This window comes from Thermaurantiacus sp. (genome assembly GCF_053487655.1).
Map to the genome: position 1 here is coordinate 13,714 of NZ_JBRCLD010000049.1, position 18,255 is coordinate 31,968.

Genomic DNA, 18,255 nt, shown 5'->3' on the forward strand with positions numbered 1-18,255 from the left:
GCGACTGGTTCAATCCCGGCAGCCCGGCTCAGGCAGCGCGATCCAGCGGCACGATCTCGCCGGAAAGATAGAGGGCGCGCGCCTTGGAGCGACTGAGCTTGCCCGACGTGGTGCGGGGAAGGGTCTTCGGCGGAACCAGTTCGACAAGGCATGACATCCCGGTCAGCTGGCGGACCTTCTGCCGGATGGCCTGCTTCAGCCGATCCCGCTCGGCCGGATCCGTTGTCCGGCACTGGACCAGCACAACCGGCGCTTCCTCGCCGCTGGGCAGGGTAACAGCAAAGGCGGCAATGTCGCCGGCCTTGAACCCTTCAAGCTGCTCGATCGCCCATTCGATGTCCTGCGGCCAGTGGTTCTTGCCATTGAGGATGATCATGTCCTTGGCCCGGCCGACGATGAAGAGGTGGCCATCGATGAGATACCCCATGTCGCCGGTGTCGAGCCAGCCGTCGTCGGAAAGACAGGCGCGTGTTGCGTCCTCGTCGCGGAAGTAGCCAACCATCAGGCTCGGGCCCGCCACGAACACGCGTCCGATCTCTCGGTCAGGGAGCACGGCGCCGGATTCATCCCGGATCTCGACCTTGTGCCCGGCGATCGCCGGGCCGCAATCGACAATTGCCCGGTAGCGCGCTGGCCGGTCGGGGTCGGCCACGTCACTGCCAACCCCAGACAGCCGGCGCTCGTCGACAAGGTCGCAGACAATGCCCTGGCCTTCGTGGACAATGGTCACAGCAAGGGTCGCTTCTGCAAGACCATAGCTAGGCGTGAAGGCGGAGGCACGGAAGCCGGCTGCCGCAAACGCATCGACGAAGGCCTGGCAGATATCGGGGCGGATCATGTCGGCCCCGTTTCCAGCGACCCGCCAGCGGGAGAGATCGAATTTGCTTGCAACATCAGTCTGAGTCGAGATCCGCCGGGCGCAAATGTCATAGCCGAAGCTTGGCGAGTAGCTGATTGAAGTGCCCGGGTTCCGGCTGATGAGTGTCAGCCAGGAAAGCGGCCGGCGCGCGAAATCCTCGGTCGAAAGATAGTCGACTGACAATTGCCCGGCGAGCGGAGCAAGGAAACAGCCAACAAGCCCCATGTCATGATACCACGGCAGCCACGAAATGACCCGGTCGCCCGGGCGCATGCGGATGGCCGAGTCCTGGCCGCGCAAGTTGGCGAGCACAGCCCTGTGGGTGACGGCAACGCCGTGCGGAAAGCGTGTCGAGCCGCTGGAATATTGGAGATAGGCAACGGCATCTGGATCCGGGGTCGGCAACGCGGCTTCGCTTGCACGAAGCCTGGCGAAGCTCTCCCACGACATCGCCGGGCACAGCCCGTCTGCGGCTTCGGCGAAGAGGGCAAAGAGGCCATCTGGCCCGACCACAAGCGAAGGCGCAGCGCTTGCCATCTGCTGCCGCAACTGGTCGATGAAACTGTCCCGCCCTCCAAAGGAAGTCGGCATCGGCAGCGGCACTGGCAGGACGGCCGCATAGAGGGCCCCGAAGAAATGGGCCGCAAAATCGGGGCCGGTCTCGGCGAGAAGGGCAACGCGCGCGCCGGGTGCAAGGCCAAGACCCAGGAGCCTTGCCGCCACGGCAAGCGCGTCAGCGCGCATCTCCCGATAGGGATAGGCCCGCTTCAGGCTGGCGCGGGCATCATGGAAATTGAGCCCCGTCTGCCCAGTTGCAGCATAGTCGAGTGCTGCGCACAGGGTCGGGAAATCAGCGCGGTTCTCGGGAATCCCGCTCGCAAGCGGGGTTGGCCCGGGAATCTTCGCAATGTCGTTGGTCATGGACTCCATCGCCTCAAGCAAGCTTGACCGCCCTCTTGGAGCCGGCCTGGGGCCGAACTCCGAGGTCTGAACATGCGGTCGCCACCCTTGCGCTGCGTCATCGTTCAAAACGCGTCACGACTGTGGCAGCAAGGTGGCCATGACGCAATCACATTCCAGACGCCCCAGTTCCGGGCGTGCCAGCGCCCCGCTCGACCAGCCCGGGCTCGAGGCCCTGGCCCTGCGCTATGTCGAGCGCTTCCAGACCACGCGCGCAAGGCTCGTGCGCCATCTGGCCGCCAAGCTCCGCCAGCGCGGCTGGAAGGAGCCCGTGTTGCCTGATCTTGACGCGCTTGCCAACCGGCTTGCCGCATGCGGCTATATCAATGAGGATGCCTTTGCGGACGCCCGCACCCGGGGCATGAAGGCGCGCGGGCTTGGCATGCAGCGGATCCTCGACCAGCTTCGCGCTGACGGCGTGGCCCTGGAGGCTGAGCTGCATGATGCGGGGGAGGCCCTGCAGCTCGCCCGGAAGTTCGCCAAGCGCCGCCGCCTTGGGCCCTTCGGTCCACCTGTCACGGATCCGCGCGTCCGCGCTCGCCAGATGGCCGCCATGCTGCGCGCCGGGCATGCCGCGGAAGTGGCGCGGCGCGTCCTTCTCGGTTCCCCCGAGGACGCAGGGGACGAGCGCCCAGGAAACGCGGACAACGGCTGACTGCTCCTTCCCGCTGCTGAGGTGGCAGAAGCCGCGCCGGCAGCTGCAGCGCTCCTGCCAAGCTTTTCCGCCAACCGTCCGAAGGGGTTTGTGTCTGGCCGTCTGGACTGTGATTTGGCAGCAACCAGCGGCGACCTTGATGTGGGCCCAAGCCTTCCAGCAGCCGCCGGGCAGGGCCCGCCTGCGCATCCCGCAGCGCGATAGCCAGAAGGCAAGGGCGCCTCTCTAAGGGTGCCGGGCAGGCTCGCCGTGCGGGCGGCCGAAATCGGGGGCGTCGGTGTCCTGCCCGGCATCGATAATCGCGCGCCGGATTGCGCGGCTTGCCTCGAACCGGCGGTAGAGGGTCTCGCCATCACCCCAGCGGATAGCGCGTTGCAGGGCGGCAAGATCTTCCGAGAAGCGCGCCAGCATTTCGAGCACGGCATCGCGGTTCATGAGGAACACGTCGCGCCACATGACGGGGTCAGAGGCCGCGATGCGGGTGAAGTCGCGAAAGCCGCCAGCCGAATATTTGATCACCTCGCTCTGGGTCACATCTTCAAGGTCTGAGGCGGTGCCAACGATGGAATAGGCGATAAGATGTGGCAGATGGCTGGTGACGGCGAGCACCAGGTCATGGTGGCGGGCATCCATCGTCTCGACCTTAGAGCCAATCCGGGTCCAGAAGGCAGCAACTTTCGCCACCGCCTCCGGGTCACAGCCATCCGGCGGGGTGAGAATGCACCAGCGCCCGACAAACAGGCTGGCAAAACCTGCTTCCGGGCCGGATTTCTCCGTCCCGGCGACGGGATGCGCTGGCACGAAATGGACGCCAGCGGGAACAAGGTCGGAAAGCTGATCGATGACTGCCTGCTTCGACGAGCCGACGTCGGAAAGCGTCGCCCCCTTGGCGAGGGCAGGGCGGATGCTTGCACCGAGGGCGCGCATCGCCCCAAGCGGCACCGCGAGCACAACAAGGTCGGCACCGTGCGCTGCCTCGGCAGCCGTTTCGGCCATACGATCGACAAGTCCAAGCCTGTTCCCTGTGGCTCTGACCTCCGGGTCCTGATCGAACCCGGCAAGCGCTACGCCTGGCATGTTGTGCCTGACGGCTCGTGCGAGCGACGAGCCAATGAGACCAAGCCCAAGGATTGCGACCTGCGCGAACGGTTGCATCAGGCAGCAAGCCGGTTGAGACAGGCGATGAGGCGACTTGTGTCCTCGTGCGTGCCGACGCTGATCCGGAGCGCATGCGGAAGGCCTTGGCTCGGCAGATGGCGGACAAGGATTCCATTGGCTTCCAACCCTGCCTTGATGGCTGTCGCACTGAGCGGCCCGTGCTCCGGACAGGTCATCAGGACGAAATTGGCCGCGCTCGGCACCGCGCGAAGGCCATGATCCTGAAGCGCATCGATTGCCGCTGCGAGCCGGGCCCGTTCGTTCCGGTTGGCCTCGCGGCATCGGGCCACCCATTCCTGGTCGGCGATGGCAGCTTCGGCTGCAGCGAGTGCAACCGTCGCCGTTGGGAAAGGCGTGCGCACTCGGTTCAGCGCCTCGATAACCGCAGCCGGCCCAGTGCCCCAGCCGACGCGAAGGCCACCAAGCCCATAGATCTTCGAGAACGTCCGCGTGACGACGACATTGGGCGCATGGCGGGCCAGTTCGAGCGCGCCGTCGGGGTCAGGGTCGTCGAGATACTCGGCATAGGCTTGGTCGACCACGAGCAAAACATCGGGCCTGAGGCCGGCATGGAGCCGCGCCACTTCGGCGCGCGCAATCATGGTGCCAGTCGGGTTGTTGGGGTTGGCGAGATAGACAAGGCGGGTGTCAGCGCGAACGGTTGCAAGGATGGCATCGACATCGGCGACATAGTCTTGATCGGGTGCCGCAAGCGGCTCAGCACCCGCCCTTCGCGCTGCAATGGGGTAGACCATAAAGCCATGACGCACATGGACCACGCTGTCGCCGGCAGCGCAGTATATGAGTGGGAGGAGCTGGAGGATCTCGTCCGAGCCAGTGCCAACCACGATCCGCTCCGGGTCAAGGCCATGCAGGAAGGCAAGACGTTGCCGCAGCCGGGTTGCAGCACCGTCGGGATAGCGGTTGACGCCATGGGCATGCGCACGGATGACCTCGATCGCGACCGGCGAGGGCCCCCAGGGATTCTCATTTGCAGAGAGCTTGATCGGCTGAACACCGCTTGCAAGCTTCGCCTCGCCGGGCGTGTAGGGGGCAATGGCTCCGATCCAGGGGTTGGCGCGAGGCGAAGCAAGACCAGTCATCATGCCGCCTTTCCCTGCTAGGTCGTCGATATGCAAGCTTTGCGGGCTTGGGGCGCCCTGCTAGGCGCCAGCCCGTTCCCATGAACCAGCCCTTCCCGCACCGGACGCTGCGCCTTCCTGCCGACCTCCCGCTTGACAGCGGGCGCAAGCTGCTGCGCCCGGTGCTTGCCTATGAAACGCTGGGGACGCTCGCGCCTGACGGCCGCAACGCCATCCTCATCTTTCATGCGTTGACCGGCGACCAATATGTCGCGCGCGACCATCCGCTGACGGGCAGGCCGGGCTGGTGGACGCGGATGGTGGGCGAAGGCCGGCCCATTGATCCTCTGCGCCACTTTATCATCTGCGCCAATGTGATCGGCGGCTGCATGGGAAGCGAGGGGCCTGCGAGCATCAATCCCAAAACTGGCCGGCCCTGGGCCATTGATTTTCCCGTCATCACCATCGCCGACATGGTCCGGGCCCAAGTCGCACTCTTGGATGCCCTTGGGATCGGCCAGCTCCTTGCCGTGGTGGGAGGATCGATGGGAGGGATGCAGGCGCTCCAGTTCGCCTCCGCCAACCCAGGCCGGGCGCGTGCCGTCATTGCCATTGCCACTGCTGCGCGCCACAGCGCCCAGAACATCGCCTTCCACGAAGTCGGCCGGCAGGCGATCATGGCTGACCCTGACTGGTGCGGCGGGCGGTTTCTCGAACACGGGCGGGTGCCTGCTGCCGGTCTCGCTGTTGCCCGGATGGCCGCGCACATCACCTACCTCTCCGAGGCAGGGCTGACCGAGCGGTTCGGCCGCCGGCTCCAGGAGCGGGAGTCGGTCAGCTTCGGCTTTGATGCCGACTTCCAGGTCGAATCCTATCTCCGCCACCAGGGCATGAGCTTTGTGCGCCGGTTCGATGCCAACTCCTATCTCGTCATCACGCGGGCGATGGACTATTTCGATCTCGCCGAGCCGTATGGCGGGTCGCTGGCGGCGGCATTTCGGGGGGCTTCGGCCCGCTTTGCCCTCATCTCCTTCGACAGCGACTGGCTTTACCCAACAAGCGAGTCGAAACGGATTGTCCAGGCGCTGGTGGCAGCTGGCGCCCATGCCAGCTTCGTCGAGCTCTCAAGCCCCCATGGTCACGACAGCTTTCTCCTGGACTCCCCTGAACTCAATCGGCTGGTCGATGGCTTTCTGCGCGCGGTGGAAGCGGCATGACGGGCCTTCCCGTGCGGCTTGCGATTGTCGCCGATCTCATCCCGGAAGGCGCCTCCGTGCTCGATGTCGGCTGCTCTGACGGGCGGCTGCTGCGCCATCTGCGCGACCACAAGGGCGTCGATGGCCGCGGGATCGAGCTTGACCCGGCCCGAGTTTCGAGAGCGCTCGCCCATGGTCTTTCGGTTGTCCAAGGCGATGCCGACAGCGACCTTGCGGACTTTCCCAGCCAGTCGGTTGATTATGCGATCCTCTCCGAGACCCTGCAGGCCATGCGCAACCCGAGAAAGGTGCTCGACGAGCTGCTGCGGATCGGGCGCCGGGCAATCGTCTCCTTTCCCAACTTCGGCCACTGGCGGGTCAGGCTCGATCTGCTCTTCGGCGGGCGAATGCCGGTGACGCCCGGTCTTCCTGAAAGCTGGCACGAGACGGAAAACATCCACCTTTGCACAACGCGCGACTTTCGCGCGCTTGCGAAAGCGCGCGGTGCCGCCATCCTTTCAGAAACCCATCTCGCCGGGACGCGGCCGGTGAAGCTTCACCCAAACCTGCTCGCCGACCACGCCATCCTTCTGCTGGGGCCAGCCAGCAGCCCCTAGGTCAGGCCCTTTCCTGCGCGAGCCGCTCCATCACCTTCTGGTGCAGCCACAGGTTCATCTCCGCCGAGCCATCCAGTGCCCCTGTGTAGCCAAGATCCTGGGCCAGCTCCTTGCGCGCCTCGAGGGAGGAGTCCATGCCAACGAGCTTCATGAGGTCGACAATTGACGTCTTCCAGTTGTTGGGCTGCCCGCGCTTCTCGGCCATATAGGTCAAGACCTTCTCGACATCGATGGGCTCAGGCTCCGGCTCAGCGGGGGCAGCTGGGGCAAGATCTGCTGCTGCCGGCGGCGGAGGTGGCGGTGGCGGCGGCGCAATCTCCTTTGCTTCGGCGCTGCCGAAGATCGCATCCTTCAGTTTCGAGAAGATACCCATGCCTGTTCTCCCTTGTGCGGTGCCTTCATGCCCTAGCCAGGTGACCGCTCTGTTGCAAAGGGCCCTTACCACATTCCAGTTGCCGGAAACGATCAGCGGGAGGCGCATCCCACGCGCCAGCCGGGAGGCCGAACGCCAGGTGGCGATGAGTCCGCACCACCGAGCATTGTCATCAGGCAGCCCGCTCGAATCCGAGCGGCAGCCCGGCATCGGGCACGAAGCCGTAAAGCGGCTCGTCGGGCAGTGCTGCACGAAGGATGGCGCGGGCGCGCGCAAGGCCGTCCAAGTCGATGCCTGTCCTGAGACCCATGGCTTCCAGCATGAAGACAAGATCCTCGGTCACAATATTGCCCGAGGCGCCGGGTGCGAATGGGCAGCCGCCAAGGCCCCCCTGGCTCGAATCGAAGGTGGTCACGCCCACCTCGAGGCCAGCCACCACATTGGCAAGGCCAAGGCCGCGGGTGTTGTGGAGGTGAAGCCCCGTCATCCGCTCTGCGCCGATTGCGCCTTGCACGGCTGTCACCAGGCGACGCACCTGGGCTGGGTTGGCATAGCCAGACGTGTCAGAGAGGCCGACCTCGTCGCAGCCGAGCGCAACAAGCTTTTCGGCAAGTGCGACCACCTTCGACTGTGGCACCGCGCCTTCGAGCGTGCAGCCAAAGGCCGTCGAGACCGCGCCTTCGAACTGCGGCCGCTTGCCCTCTGGCAGTGCGGAGAGAAGGTCGACGATTCGTTGGACTTCCTCGAATACCTGGGCATGGGTGCGGCGGAGATTCTTGCGGCTGTGGGTTTCCGAGGCAGAGAGCGGCAGCGTCAGCTTGTCGGCCCCGGCGGCAAGCGCGGCTTCTGCGCCCTTCGCATTGGGGACGAGCACGGCGACATGGAGCCCGGGGTGCCGAGCCTTGACGCTGCGCACCACCTCGCCCGTGTCGGCGAGCTGTGGCAGCAGCTGGGCGGGCACAAAGCTTCCGACCTCGATCTCGCGCAATCCTGCCGCGACCAGCGCGTCGATCCAGGCGAGCTTGGCGGCAGTCGGCATGATGGGCGCGATCGACTGCAGCCCGTCGCGCGGGCCGACTTCGGAGACCAGCACGTCGATCCCGTCCATGATCCGCAAGGTGCGCCCCTTTCCAATAGCGGGTTGTCCGGACATATTGCGCGCAGAGGCTGCAGGGAGCAAGGATGGGCGGACCGCTCGAAGGAATCCGGGTCGTCGAATTCACCCACATGGTGATGGGGCCAGCGGCAGGGCAGATCCTTGCTGATCTCGGTGCCGAGGTCATCAAGGTCGAGCCGATCGGCGGCGATGCGACTCGCCGGCTGCTTGGCTCGGGTGCGGGCTATTTTCCGATGTATAACCGCGGCAAGCAGTCGATCTGCCTTGACTTGAAGCACCCCTCGGGCCTCGAGGTCGCGCGCCGGCTCGCATCCGTGTCTGACATCCTCATCGAGAACTATCGGCCTGGAGCAATCGAGCGGCTCGGCCTCGGCTGGGAAGCGCTGGCACCCATCAATCCGGGGCTCATCCATGTCTCGGAAAAGGGCTTTCTCGCTGGCCCCTATGAAGAGCGGACCGCGCTTGACGAAGTGGCGCAGATGATGGGAGGCTTGGCCTACATGACGGGGCCACCCGGCCGGCCGCTGCGCGCGGGCGCATCCGTCATTGATGTCACCGGCGGCATGTTCTCAGTCATCGCCGCGCTCGCAGCGCTTCATGAGCGCAACCGCACGGGCCGCGGCCGCAAGGTGACGGCGGCGCTCTTTGAGACGACGGCCTGGCTGGTCGGCCAGCACATGGCGCAGATGGCAGTGACTGGCGCGCCAGCCGCTCCCATGCCAGCGCGTATCTCCGCCTGGGCCATCTACGATGTTTTCGAGACCGCCGATGAGCCGCTGTTCGTGGGCGTGGTAACTGATGCCTTGTGGGAGAAATTCTGCGCCCTCTTTGGCTTGTCTGAACTCTGGGCGAGGGCCGAGTGGCGCACGAACAATGCCCGGGTGCGCGCGCGCGACGAGATCCTGCCGGTCGTGAGAGCGCGGCTGAAGCAGTTTACCCGCGCCGAGCTCGTCGCCCGGCTTGAAGGCTCAGGCCTTCCCTTCGCGCCCATCGGCCGGCCTGAGGAGCTGTTCGATGATCCCCATCTCCTCGCCTCTGGCGGGCTCCAGCCAGTGACCCTCGAGGATGGCACGCTCACTCTCCTGCCGTTGGTCCCAGTCACGCTCGATGAGGCTCGCCCGGCCTCCTCGGGCGCGCTGGCCCGGCCCGGGGAACACACCGATGCGATCCTCACCCGGCTGGGGCTCGAACCTTCCGCACTGCGGGCGATGGGCGCAGTTGCCTGACCGCATACCAAAGCTCGGTGGCGATGACGGATGCCACCCTTCTTCGGCCTCGCAGCTGGCGCATGGGGAGCGCTTGCACATCCCAGTGACCAGTTCCGGTCACCGGGATGCGGTCTCAATGGGTGCGCGACAAGCTGCGCATCGCCCGGTCGAGGCCTTCGAGCGTCAGCGGGAACATTCGGCCGCCCATCAATGCCTTCATCATCTGGATCGACTGGGAGTGCGCCCAGTATTGCTCAGGGATAGGATTGAGCCAGACCGAGGAATGGTAGACACTCGTCAGCCGCTCCATCCAGACGTGCCCCGCCTCCTCGTTCCAATGCTCGACCGAGCCGCCGGGATAGCTGATCTCGTAGGGGCTCATCGAGGCATCGCCGACGAACACCAGCTTATAGTCGTGCGGGTAGGTGTGCATGACGCCAAGAGTCGGGGTCCGCTCTGACCAGCGCCTGCGGTTGTCCTTCCACAGCGCCTCGTAGGGGCAGTTGTGGAAGTAGAAATATTCAAGATGCTTGAACTCCGCCCGGGCAGCCGAGAAAAGCTCCTCGCACAACTTCACATGGGGGTCCATGGAACCGCCGACATCGAGGAACAGCAAGAGCTTGACGGCATTGTGGCGCTCGGGCCGCATGACGATGTCGAGCCAGCCCTGCTTGGCGGTGCCGCGGATGGTGGCATCAAGGTCAAGCTCGTCGGCTGCACCCTCCCGGGCGAATTTGCGCAAGCGCCTGAGCGCGATCTTGATGTTGCGGGTGCCGAGCTCGACGCTTGAGTCCAGGTTCTTGAACTCGCGCCTGTCCCAAACCTTGATGGCGCGCTGGTGGCGGTTTTCCTCCTGGCCGATGCGCACGCCTTCCGGGTTGTAGCCATGGGCGCCGAAGGGTGAGGTGCCGCCAGTGCCAATCCACTTGCTCCCGCCCTGGTGGCGGTCCTTCTGCTCCTCGAGGCGCTTCTTGAGAGTCGCCATGATTTCGTCCCAGGAGCCGAGCGCCTTGATCTTTGCCATCTCCTCTTCGGTAAGGTGGAGTTCGGCGATCTTGCGCAGCCATTCCTCCGGAATCTCGACGACACCCGTGTCGATCACGGTCTCAAGCCCCTTGAACACCTTGCCGAACACTTGATCGAAGCGGTCAAGGAGCCCTTCGTCCTTCACATAGATGCTGCGGGCAAGATAGTAGAATTCTTCAACCCGCATATCGATGACACCGGCCTTGAGGGCCTCGAGCAGGAGGAGATGCTCCTTCAAGGACACCGGGATCCGCGCCGACCGGAGCTCGTCGAGAAAGGCGAGGAACATCAGGCCCGTCGCATGGAAGAGGCTGGCAGCTTCAATGCTGGCGCTGCGCTGGCGCAACTTGGCGCGCAGGTCGAGCCCAGGCTGATGGCAGGAAACCCTTGTGGCAAGCCTCGCATCCGCTTTTCTGTTGCGCTGCAAGCGCTGCTACGCTTGGCCTCTCTCACGCAGTCGCCTCCTCGCAACGCCCTGCCCACCATGCCCTGCCCACCATGCCCACCATGCCCTGCCCACGAACGCCTTCACACCCTGCGATCCCGGCGCCTTTCTCACCATCGCCTGTCACTTTCCAGCGCTCCCCTAGTATCCGGAGCCTTCTACCCAAGCAGCGCACGTGCGGGAAGCCGCAAGAGATGACGGGGAGGATGCATGTTCAGTTGGCCGGAGTTTGCAGGCAAGCGGGTACTGGTGACAGGCGGGAGCCAGGGAATCGGGCTGGCCTGTGCGCGGGCGTTTGCCGCGAGCGGCGCCGAGGTCACAATCACGGGCACGCGTCCCTCGGCCGCCGACTATGCCGAGGATCTTTCCCGCTTCACCTATCGAGAGGCCGATTTCGCCACGCCCGGAAGCGCCTCGGCGCTCATCGAGGCGACCGGCCCCTTGGACGTGCTCGTCAACAACGCTGGCACCGGGCGGGGCGATGAGTATTCGCCACACGGCTTCCGCGCGGTCCTCGAAGTCAATCTCGCAAGTGTCATGGACCTTTGCCTTGCTGCCCATGCCGGTCTCAAGGCGCGCGGTGGTGCCATCGTCAACATGGGCTCGCTCTCGAGCTTTCTCGCGCTTCGGGAGACTCCGGCCTACACAGCGTCAAAGGCCGGACTGCTCGGCCTTACCCGCGCCCTTGCCGACAAATGGGCGCCTGATGGAATTCGCGTGAACATGGTCGCCCCCGGCTTCATCCGCACCCGCATGACCGAAATGCAGAGAAGCGATGCGGACTATGAGAAGCGGCTCTTGAAGGCCGTGCCGCAGCGGCGCTGGGGCGAGCCTGAAGAAGTGGCACAATGTGTCCTTTTCCTCGCCAGCCCACGTGCTCCCTATGTCACTGGCCAGTCGATTGCGATCGATGGCGGCCTGATGCTGCGCTAGCGCGAAGGCGGTGCCTCAGGGTTGGGCTCTGGCGCAATCGGGGGCGGCTTGGCAGCATCGGCCTTTGCGGCCTCGACATCGGCGATGGCGCGCGCAACCGACGGATAGGCCGCATCCGCTGCGTTTTCCCGCTCATCTGCGCCGCTGCTGCAGGCAAGCAGCAAAAGCAGCAGTGCAATGGCCCTCACAGCAAGCTGCCTTCCGGTTCCGGCTGAGGAACGGCCGCGTCGGGGTCCTCGTCCCAGTCTTCGTCCAGAATCGGCGGGTTGCCGTCCCACAGTTCCGCAAGACGCAGCTGGAGCCAGGCTGAGCGGATGGTCGCATAGTCGTCGGCCGCGCCGCGACGGATCTGCTCGCCGCGCTCGATGAGCTCGGCACGTTCATCCACCAGCCGTACCAGGATCTGCATGGTCGACTGCGTGCTGGTGAGGATGGCACCGGCCCCATGGCCCACCGGGTCGATCGCAAACTCGGTCAAAAGCCCAATTCCGTCACGCAGGGTTGAAGGGCCAAAGAGCGGAAGCATCAGGAATGGACCCGACGGGATTCCCCAGACAGCGAGAGTCTGGCCGAAGTCATGGCGCTGCTGGTCAAACCCCATCCGGCTTGCCTCGTCGATCGTTCCAACGCCTCCCAGCACGCTGTTGATGAGAAACCGGTCGAGCGCCCGGAACGCGCTGCGCGGCTTGCCTTGGGCAATGGCATTGACGCCGTGCAAGGGTTCGCCGAGATGGTTGTAGAAATTGTTGATGGCACGCCGCATCGGCGCCGGCACGACAGCACGATAGGCCGCCGCCGGAGGCCGGATGACAAGCCGGTCCACCTCATTGTTGAAGGCATGGATTTTGCGATTGAGCGGTTCCAGCCGGTCTTCGCTGGCGCGCTCGAGGCTTGCACCCCGCAGAAACCGTTCCTCAGCCGTCATGGCACAGCCAGGCAGAAACAGGGCAAGGAGAAGGCAGATACGAAGCTGCACCCGCACGCCCTAGGAAAGGCAGCGCACCACCTCAAGCACTTCCATTGGCCTCGCCGTTGACCAGACTTAAAGGATTCTTTAAATGCCATTGTCCATGGAGCAGCTGCTCGCCCAGTTTGCCGCCTTGTCCGATCCGTCCCGCCTGCGGATCCTGCTGCTGGTGCGTGATGTTGATCTCGCCATGGGCGAGCTTGCCGAAGTGCTGCGCCAGAGCCAGCCGCGGGTGTCCCGCCATGTCCGGATCCTGGCCGAGGCGGGGCTGGTCCGGCGGCAGAAGGAAGGAGCCTATGCGTTCGTGAGCCGGGCCCGCACGCCCGCAGCGGAGGCGGCGCATGTGATGATCGACTCCATTCTTGGCGACAGTGATCCGATTGCGCCTGAGCGTGCCCACCTCGCAGACGTGCGGGCAGCGCGGCAGAAGGCGCTCGACCGCTGGTTCGCTGACCATGCCGCCGAGTGGGATCTGATGCGCAACCTGGAAGCGCCGGCCGAGGCCGTCGAAGCCGCTCTCCTTGAAGTGGCGAACAGCCGCGGCGTTGGCCGGTTGCTCGATGTCGGCACGGGAACGGGAAGGATCCTCGAGCTGCTTGGACCCCACGCCAAGGCTGCAGCGGGCATCGACCGCTCGCCCGAGATGCTCCGGATCGCCCGGACCCGGCTTGATGCGGCCGGCCTTTCGGGAGTTGAGATCCGCCAGGCTGACATGGTGGCGCTGCCCTTTGCGGATGCTGCGTTCGATACCGTCGTCATCCACCAGGTGCTCCACTTCAGCGAGGATCCCGCAGCTGCGCTTCGCGAGGCTGCACGCGTGCTCGCGCAAGGCGGGCAGCTTCTCGTTGCCGACTACGCGCCTCATGACGAGGAGGAGCTGAGGGCCCGCTATCGCCACGCTCGCCTGGGGTTCAGCTGCGAAGTGCTGAGCGCCCAGCTGGAAGCGGCCGGCCTTGTTGTCGAGGCAATCCGGCAGATCGATGGACCCCGGCTCGCCGTCCTTCTCTGGCACGGTGTGAAGCCATGACCATCCCCTTCCCGCATGCGCGGCCGCCGGGCCGGCTCGACCTCCCCGCCAGCGACATCGACATCAGTTTCGAGTTCTTTCCGCCTAAGACTCCCGCCATGGCCGAGACGCTCTGGGCCTCCATCGCCGAGCTCGCGCCACTTGCCCCGCGTTTTGTCTCAGTGACTTACGGTGCCGGCGGCTCGACCCGCGAGCGCACCCATGCAACCATCTTGCGCATCCAGGCCGAGACCCAGGTGCCGGTTGCAGCCCATTTGACTTGCGTCAACGCCAGCCGCGACGAGATCGACGCGATTGCCCGCCGCTATTGGGATGAGGGCGTGCGCCACATTGTGGCATTGAGGGGCGATCCGCCGCCGGCAGCGGATGGCAGCAAGCCGCGCTTTATTCCGCGCCCCGACGGCTACAATGACGCCGCCGAACTGGTAGCCGGCCTTGCCCGCATCGCCCCCTTCGAGCTTTCGGTTGGCGCCTATCCCGAAACCCATCCGGAAGCTTTGAGTGCCGAGGCCGATCTCGCCCATCTGAAGCGCAAGTTTGACGCTGGGGCGACGCGCGCCATCACCCAGTTCTTCTTCGAGCCTGAAACTTTCCTCCGCTTCCGCGATCGGGCAGCAGCTGCCGGCATATCGGGCGAGATTGTGCCAGGGATCCTGCCTGTTAGCACCTATGCTGCGACGGTCCGCATGGCCGAGATGACGGGCACCAGCATCCCCGCCTGGCTTCCGGAGCTGTTCGAGGACCTCGAGGACCGGCCGGATGCGCGCGCGCTAGTCGCGGCGACGGTCGCTGCCGAGCAGGTGCGCCGGCTCATTGTCGAGGGCGTGCGGCACTTCCATTTCTACACCCTGAACCGCGCCGGCCTCAGCTACGCCATCTGCCATCTTCTGGGAAAGCGCTCCCGATGACCGCCCTTGCCCCGAGCGACGCCGAAGCCGCCTTCCGCGCCGCGCTTGCCGAACGGATCCTTGTGAAGGACGGGCCCTATGGCACTGCCATCCAGGCGCTCGGGCTTGCCGAGGCCGACTATCGCGGCAACCTTGCCGTCACCCACGACCAGAAGGGCAATAACGACATCCTGAACCTGACCCGCCCCCATGCGATTGCTGCGATCGCCCGCGCCTATGCCGAGGCTGGCGCCGACCTCCTGGCAACCAACAGCTTCAATGCCAACGCCATTTCCCAGGCCGACTATGGCACGGCGCATCTTGTGGCGGACATCAATCGCGCAGCTGCCGAGATCGTCCGCGCTGTCGCCGACGAAGCCGCCGCGCGCGACGGCCGGCGCAGGTTCGTCGCAGGCGCCCTTGGGCCCACCAACAAGACACTGTCGCTCTCGCCGCGGGTCGAGGACCCGGGCTTCCGCGAAGTCGATTTCGATGGTGTCAAGGCGGTCTACCGCGAGCAGGTCGATGCCCTGCTCGAAGGCGGTGCTGACTTCATCCTGATCGAGACCGTGTTTGACACCCTCAACGCCAAGGCTGCCGCCATGGCGGCCATGGAAGCCGAGGACGCGCGCGGGCAGCGCGTGCCGCTGCTCTTGTCCATGACCTTGACCGATCTTGCCGGGCGCAACCTCTCGGGCCAGACGGTCGAGGCCTTCTGGGTCTCGCTTGCCCACGCACGGCCGCTCGCCGTTGGGCTCAACTGTTCGTTCGGCGCCACCGAGCTCAGCGCGCATGTCGCCAATATGGCCCGAATCGCCGAGGCCCCCTTGCTCGTCTACCCAAACGCCGGCCTGCCCAATGCCTTTGGCGGCTATGACGAAGCGCCTGCGACCACGGCTGCCCTCGTCCGCCAATGGGCAGAGGCCGGACTAGTCAACATCATCGGTGGCTGTTGCGGCACCACGCCCGCCCATATCGCTGCCATTCGCGCTGCCGTTGCGGGACTGCCTCCGCGGCGGATCCCAGAGCCTGTGCCAGCGCTGCGGCTATCGGGCCTTGAGGCCTTCGCATTCGCATGACTCCGCCCGCGACTGCTGCCCGCGCGCTCCCGGCGCCGCCGCCTGCCACGGCGTCGGCGCGCTTCATCAACATTGGCGAGCGCACCAATGTCACTGGCTCGGCCCGGTTCCGCAAGCTGATCGTTGCTGGCGACTATGCGGCCGCGCTCGAAGTCGCGCGCGAGCAGGTTGAAAACGGCGCCCAGGTCATCGACGTCAATATGGACGAGGGCCTGCTCGACAGCGAGGCGGCCATGGTCACCTTCCTGCGTCTGCTCGCTGCCGAGCCTGACATCGCGCGCGTGCCCGTCATGATCGATTCGTCCAAATGGTCGGTCATCGAGGCCGGTCTCAAGTGCGTAGCCGGCAAGGCCATCGTCAACTCGATCAGCCTGAAGGAAGGGGAAGGCCCGTTCCTCGCCCAGGCACGCGCCTGCCGCCGCTATGGTGCGGCCGTTGTCGTGATGGCCTTCGACGAGGTCGGCCAGGCCGACACAGCTGACCGCAAGGTCGAAATCTGCGCCCGCGCCTACGATCTCCTCCTTGCCGAGGGCTGGCAGGCAAGCGACATCATCTTCGATCCCAACATCTTCGCAGTCGCAACCGGCATTCCTGAGCACGATCGCTACGCCCTCGACTTCATCGAGGCCTGCACGCGAATCAAAGCGCGCTGCCCGGGTGCCCGGATCTCGGGCGGGCTGTCCAACCTGTCCTTTGCCTTCCGCGGCAATGAGACGGTGCGGCGCGCCATGCACAGCGTGTTCCTCGCCCATGCCATTCCGGCCGGTCTCGACATGGCGATCGTCAACGCCGGCCAGCTTGACGTCTATGACGCCCTCGACCCTGAGCTGCGCGAGGCCTGCGAGGACGTGATCCTGATGCGCCGGGCCGATGCGACCGAGCGGCTGATCGCGCTTGCCGGGCGGTTCAGCAACCGTGCCGAAGCCACCAGCAAGGCCAGCGATGCCTGGCGGGACCTGCCGGTCAACGAGCGCCTTGCCCATGCCCTCGTCCACGGCATCGACGCCTATGTCGTCGCCGACACCGAGGAAGCCCGCCAGACCGCCGCCCGCCCCATCGACGTGATCGAGGGCCCGCTCATGGCCGGCATGAACATCGTCGGCGACTTGTTTGCCTCGGGCCGCATGTTCTTGCCCCAGGTCGTCAAGTCTGCCCGAGTCATGAAGAAGGCCGTCGCCCATCTCGTGCCCTATATCGAGGCGGAGAAGGAGGAGGGTGCAGCCCCCAAGGCCCGGATTGTCATGGCAACTGTCAAGGGCGACGTGCACGACATCGGCAAGAACATCGTGGGCGTCGTCCTCCAGTGCAACAATTTCGACGTGGTCGATCTCGGCGTCATGGTGCCGTGGCCGAAGATTCTTGAGACCGCGCGCGCAACCGGGGCCGACATGATTGGGCTCTCGGGCCTGATTACGCCTTCGCTCGACGAGATGGTGACGGTTGCAACCGAAATGGAGCGCGCCGGGATGACCCTGCCGCTTCTCATCGGCGGTGCAACAACATCCAAGGTCCACACGGCGCTGCGGATTGCGCCCGCCTATTCCGGCCCGGTCATCCATGTCCTCGACGCTTCGCGCGCGGTCGGGGTCTGCTCGACACTTGTGTCCGAGACCCTGCGCGATCGCTATGTCGCGGAAGTCGCCAATGACTATGCAGCGATAAGGAACCAGCGCACCGGCGGCCAGTCCGAGCTTGCAACGCTCACCGAGGCGCGCGCCAATGCGCTCACCATTGATTTCGCTGCCGAGCCCCCAATTGTGCCAGCACGCACAGGTCGCTGGACCTTCGAGGACTGGCCGCTGGCCGAACTCGTCCCCTTCATTGACTGGACTCCCTTCTTCCGCGCCTGGGAGCTGCATGGCACCTTCCCCGCCATTCTCGACGACCCAGTGGTGGGCGAGGCCGCGCGCAACCTCTGGCGTGATGCGCAAGCCATGCTGGCACGGATTGTCGAGGAGAAATGGCTCGTGGCCAAGGGCGTCGCGGCGATCTGGCCGGCCCGGCGCGATGGCGATGACATCCTCGTCTTTGCCGACGAACGCCGCGCGACGCCCTGTGCGCGTCTTCCTTTCCTCCGCCAGCAGGTCAGGAAGCGTGAGGGCCGCACCAATGATTGCCTGGCGGATCTTGTCTCCTCTGATGCCGACTGGATCGGAGGCTTTGCCGTGACCGCCGGCCACGGGATCGAAGAAAAGCTCGCCGAATTCCACGCTGCCCACGACGACTATTCCGACATTCTCTTGAAGGCACTTGCCGACCGGTTTGCCGAAGCCTTCGCCGAGGCGCTGCATTTCCATGTGCGCACCGATCTCTGGGGCTATGAGCCAAAGGCGGAGCCTGACTTTCCGGCCCTCATCCGCGAACTGTATCAGGGCATCCGTCCGGCTCCCGGCTACCCCGCCTGCCCAGATCATAGCCTGAAGCCGCTGCTGTTCGACCTGCTCGATGCCACCGCTGCCACTGGAATCACCTTGACGGAGAGCTTTGCCATGCTGCCGACGGCTGCGGTCTCTGGCTTCTACTTCGCGCACCCGCGCGCTCGCTATTTCGGGGTGGCGCGCGTGGGCGAGGACCAGCTTCTCGACTATGCCACCCGGCGCGGGGTCAGCCTCGACCAGGCCCGCCAGTGGCTGCAGCCCAACCTTGACTAAGGGTGCTGGCGAGCG

17 protein-coding genes are annotated in these 18,255 nt (G+C 65.3%); 9 read left to right on the forward strand and 8 right to left on the reverse strand.

The genetic code is table 11. From position 1 onward, the window contains the following. Positions 1-28 precede the first annotated feature (28 nt). Complete coding sequence (locus ACWIQA_RS04775; RefSeq protein WP_448581924.1) at positions 29-1,780, reverse strand: fatty acyl-AMP ligase; 1,752 nt, start codon at positions 1,778-1,780, stop codon at positions 29-31. A gap of 139 nt (positions 1,781-1,919) precedes the next feature. Here ACWIQA_RS04775 and ACWIQA_RS04780 point away from each other — a divergent pair, with 139 nt between their 5' ends. Then, positions 1,920-2,474, forward strand: a complete 555-nt coding sequence (locus tag ACWIQA_RS04780; protein WP_448581925.1) for a regulatory protein RecX — start codon at positions 1,920-1,922, stop codon at positions 2,472-2,474. A gap of 225 nt (positions 2,475-2,699) precedes the next feature. On the opposite strand, the gene ACWIQA_RS04785 is transcribed toward ACWIQA_RS04780, so the two are convergent. Then, positions 2,700-3,629: a prephenate/arogenate dehydrogenase family protein gene (locus tag ACWIQA_RS04785; protein WP_448581926.1), complete on the reverse strand. Its 930-nt coding sequence runs from the start codon at positions 3,627-3,629 to the stop codon at positions 2,700-2,702. Continuing rightward, entirely contained in the window at positions 3,629-4,738 is a 1,110-nt protein-coding gene (gene hisC, locus ACWIQA_RS04790; RefSeq protein ID WP_448581927.1) for a histidinol-phosphate transaminase, read from the reverse strand. The genes ACWIQA_RS04785 and hisC overlap by 1 nt, the downstream gene beginning before the upstream one ends. 77 nt (positions 4,739-4,815) lie before the next feature. Here hisC and metX point away from each other — a divergent pair, with 77 nt between their 5' ends. Then, entirely contained in the window at positions 4,816-5,931 is a 1,116-nt protein-coding gene (gene metX / locus ACWIQA_RS04795; RefSeq protein ID WP_448581928.1) for a homoserine O-acetyltransferase MetX, read from the forward strand. Continuing rightward, positions 5,928-6,527 (forward strand): methionine biosynthesis protein MetW, encoded by a 600-nt coding sequence (metW, locus tag ACWIQA_RS04800; RefSeq protein ID WP_448581929.1) that lies wholly within the window; start codon positions 5,928-5,930, stop codon positions 6,525-6,527. The genes metX and metW overlap by 4 nt, the downstream gene beginning before the upstream one ends. Position 6,528: 1 nt before the next feature. On the opposite strand, the gene ACWIQA_RS04805 is transcribed toward metW, so the two are convergent. Both ACWIQA_RS04805 and ACWIQA_RS04810 read right to left on the reverse strand, forming a co-directional pair. Continuing rightward, on the reverse strand, positions 6,529-6,900 hold the full coding sequence (locus ACWIQA_RS04805) for a DUF3597 domain-containing protein (protein WP_448581930.1): 372 nt from the start codon (positions 6,898-6,900) through the stop codon (positions 6,529-6,531). Positions 6,901-7,072: 172 nt separating this feature from the next. Then, on the reverse strand, positions 7,073-8,008 hold the full coding sequence (locus tag ACWIQA_RS04810; RefSeq protein WP_448581958.1) for a hydroxymethylglutaryl-CoA lyase: 936 nt from the start codon (positions 8,006-8,008) through the stop codon (positions 7,073-7,075). Positions 8,009-8,082: 74 nt separating this feature from the next. Here ACWIQA_RS04810 and ACWIQA_RS04815 point away from each other — a divergent pair, with 74 nt between their 5' ends. Beyond that, complete coding sequence (locus tag ACWIQA_RS04815; RefSeq protein WP_448581931.1) at positions 8,083-9,243, forward strand: CaiB/BaiF CoA transferase family protein; 1,161 nt, start codon at positions 8,083-8,085, stop codon at positions 9,241-9,243. Positions 9,244-9,358: 115 nt separating this feature from the next. Here ACWIQA_RS04815 and ACWIQA_RS04820 read toward each other — a convergent pair whose 3' ends face one another. Then, positions 9,359-10,540, reverse strand: coding sequence for a vWA domain-containing protein (locus ACWIQA_RS04820; protein ID WP_448581932.1), 1,182 nt, complete (start codon positions 10,538-10,540; stop codon positions 9,359-9,361). A 366-nt stretch (positions 10,541-10,906) separates the two neighbouring features. On the opposite strand from ACWIQA_RS04820, the gene ACWIQA_RS04825 reads away from it, so the two are divergent. After that, entirely contained in the window at positions 10,907-11,629 is a 723-nt protein-coding gene (locus tag ACWIQA_RS04825) for an SDR family NAD(P)-dependent oxidoreductase (RefSeq protein WP_448581933.1), read from the forward strand. On the opposite strand, the gene ACWIQA_RS04830 is transcribed toward ACWIQA_RS04825, so the two are convergent. Then, positions 11,626-11,817, reverse strand: coding sequence for a hypothetical protein (locus ACWIQA_RS04830; RefSeq protein ID WP_448581934.1), 192 nt, complete (start codon positions 11,815-11,817; stop codon positions 11,626-11,628). The genes ACWIQA_RS04825 and ACWIQA_RS04830 overlap by 4 nt on opposite strands. Continuing rightward, entirely contained in the window at positions 11,814-12,605 is a 792-nt protein-coding gene (locus tag ACWIQA_RS04835) for an MlaA family lipoprotein (protein ID WP_448581935.1), read from the reverse strand. The genes ACWIQA_RS04830 and ACWIQA_RS04835 overlap by 4 nt, the downstream gene beginning before the upstream one ends. A gap of 94 nt (positions 12,606-12,699) precedes the next feature. Between ACWIQA_RS04835 and ACWIQA_RS04840 the strand changes: the two genes are divergently transcribed. Genes ACWIQA_RS04840 through metH form a run of 4 tightly spaced genes read left to right on the forward strand, consistent with a single transcriptional unit; the run spans position 12,700 to position 18,240 of the window. After that, a complete protein-coding gene (locus ACWIQA_RS04840) occupies positions 12,700-13,623 on the forward strand; it encodes an ArsR/SmtB family transcription factor (protein WP_448581936.1) in 924 nt (307 codons plus the stop codon). Beyond that, positions 13,620-14,531, forward strand: a complete 912-nt coding sequence (gene metF / locus ACWIQA_RS04845; protein WP_448581937.1) for a methylenetetrahydrofolate reductase [NAD(P)H] — start codon at positions 13,620-13,622, stop codon at positions 14,529-14,531. Before ACWIQA_RS04840 ends, metF begins: the two co-directional genes overlap by 4 nt. Further along, a complete protein-coding gene (locus ACWIQA_RS04850; protein ID WP_448581938.1) occupies positions 14,528-15,589 on the forward strand; it encodes a homocysteine S-methyltransferase family protein in 1,062 nt (353 codons plus the stop codon). The genes metF and ACWIQA_RS04850 overlap by 4 nt, the downstream gene beginning before the upstream one ends. Then, entirely contained in the window at positions 15,586-18,240 is a 2,655-nt protein-coding gene (gene metH / locus ACWIQA_RS04855; RefSeq protein ID WP_448581939.1) for a methionine synthase, read from the forward strand. Before ACWIQA_RS04850 ends, metH begins: the two co-directional genes overlap by 4 nt. Positions 18,241-18,255: the final 15 nt, after the last annotated feature.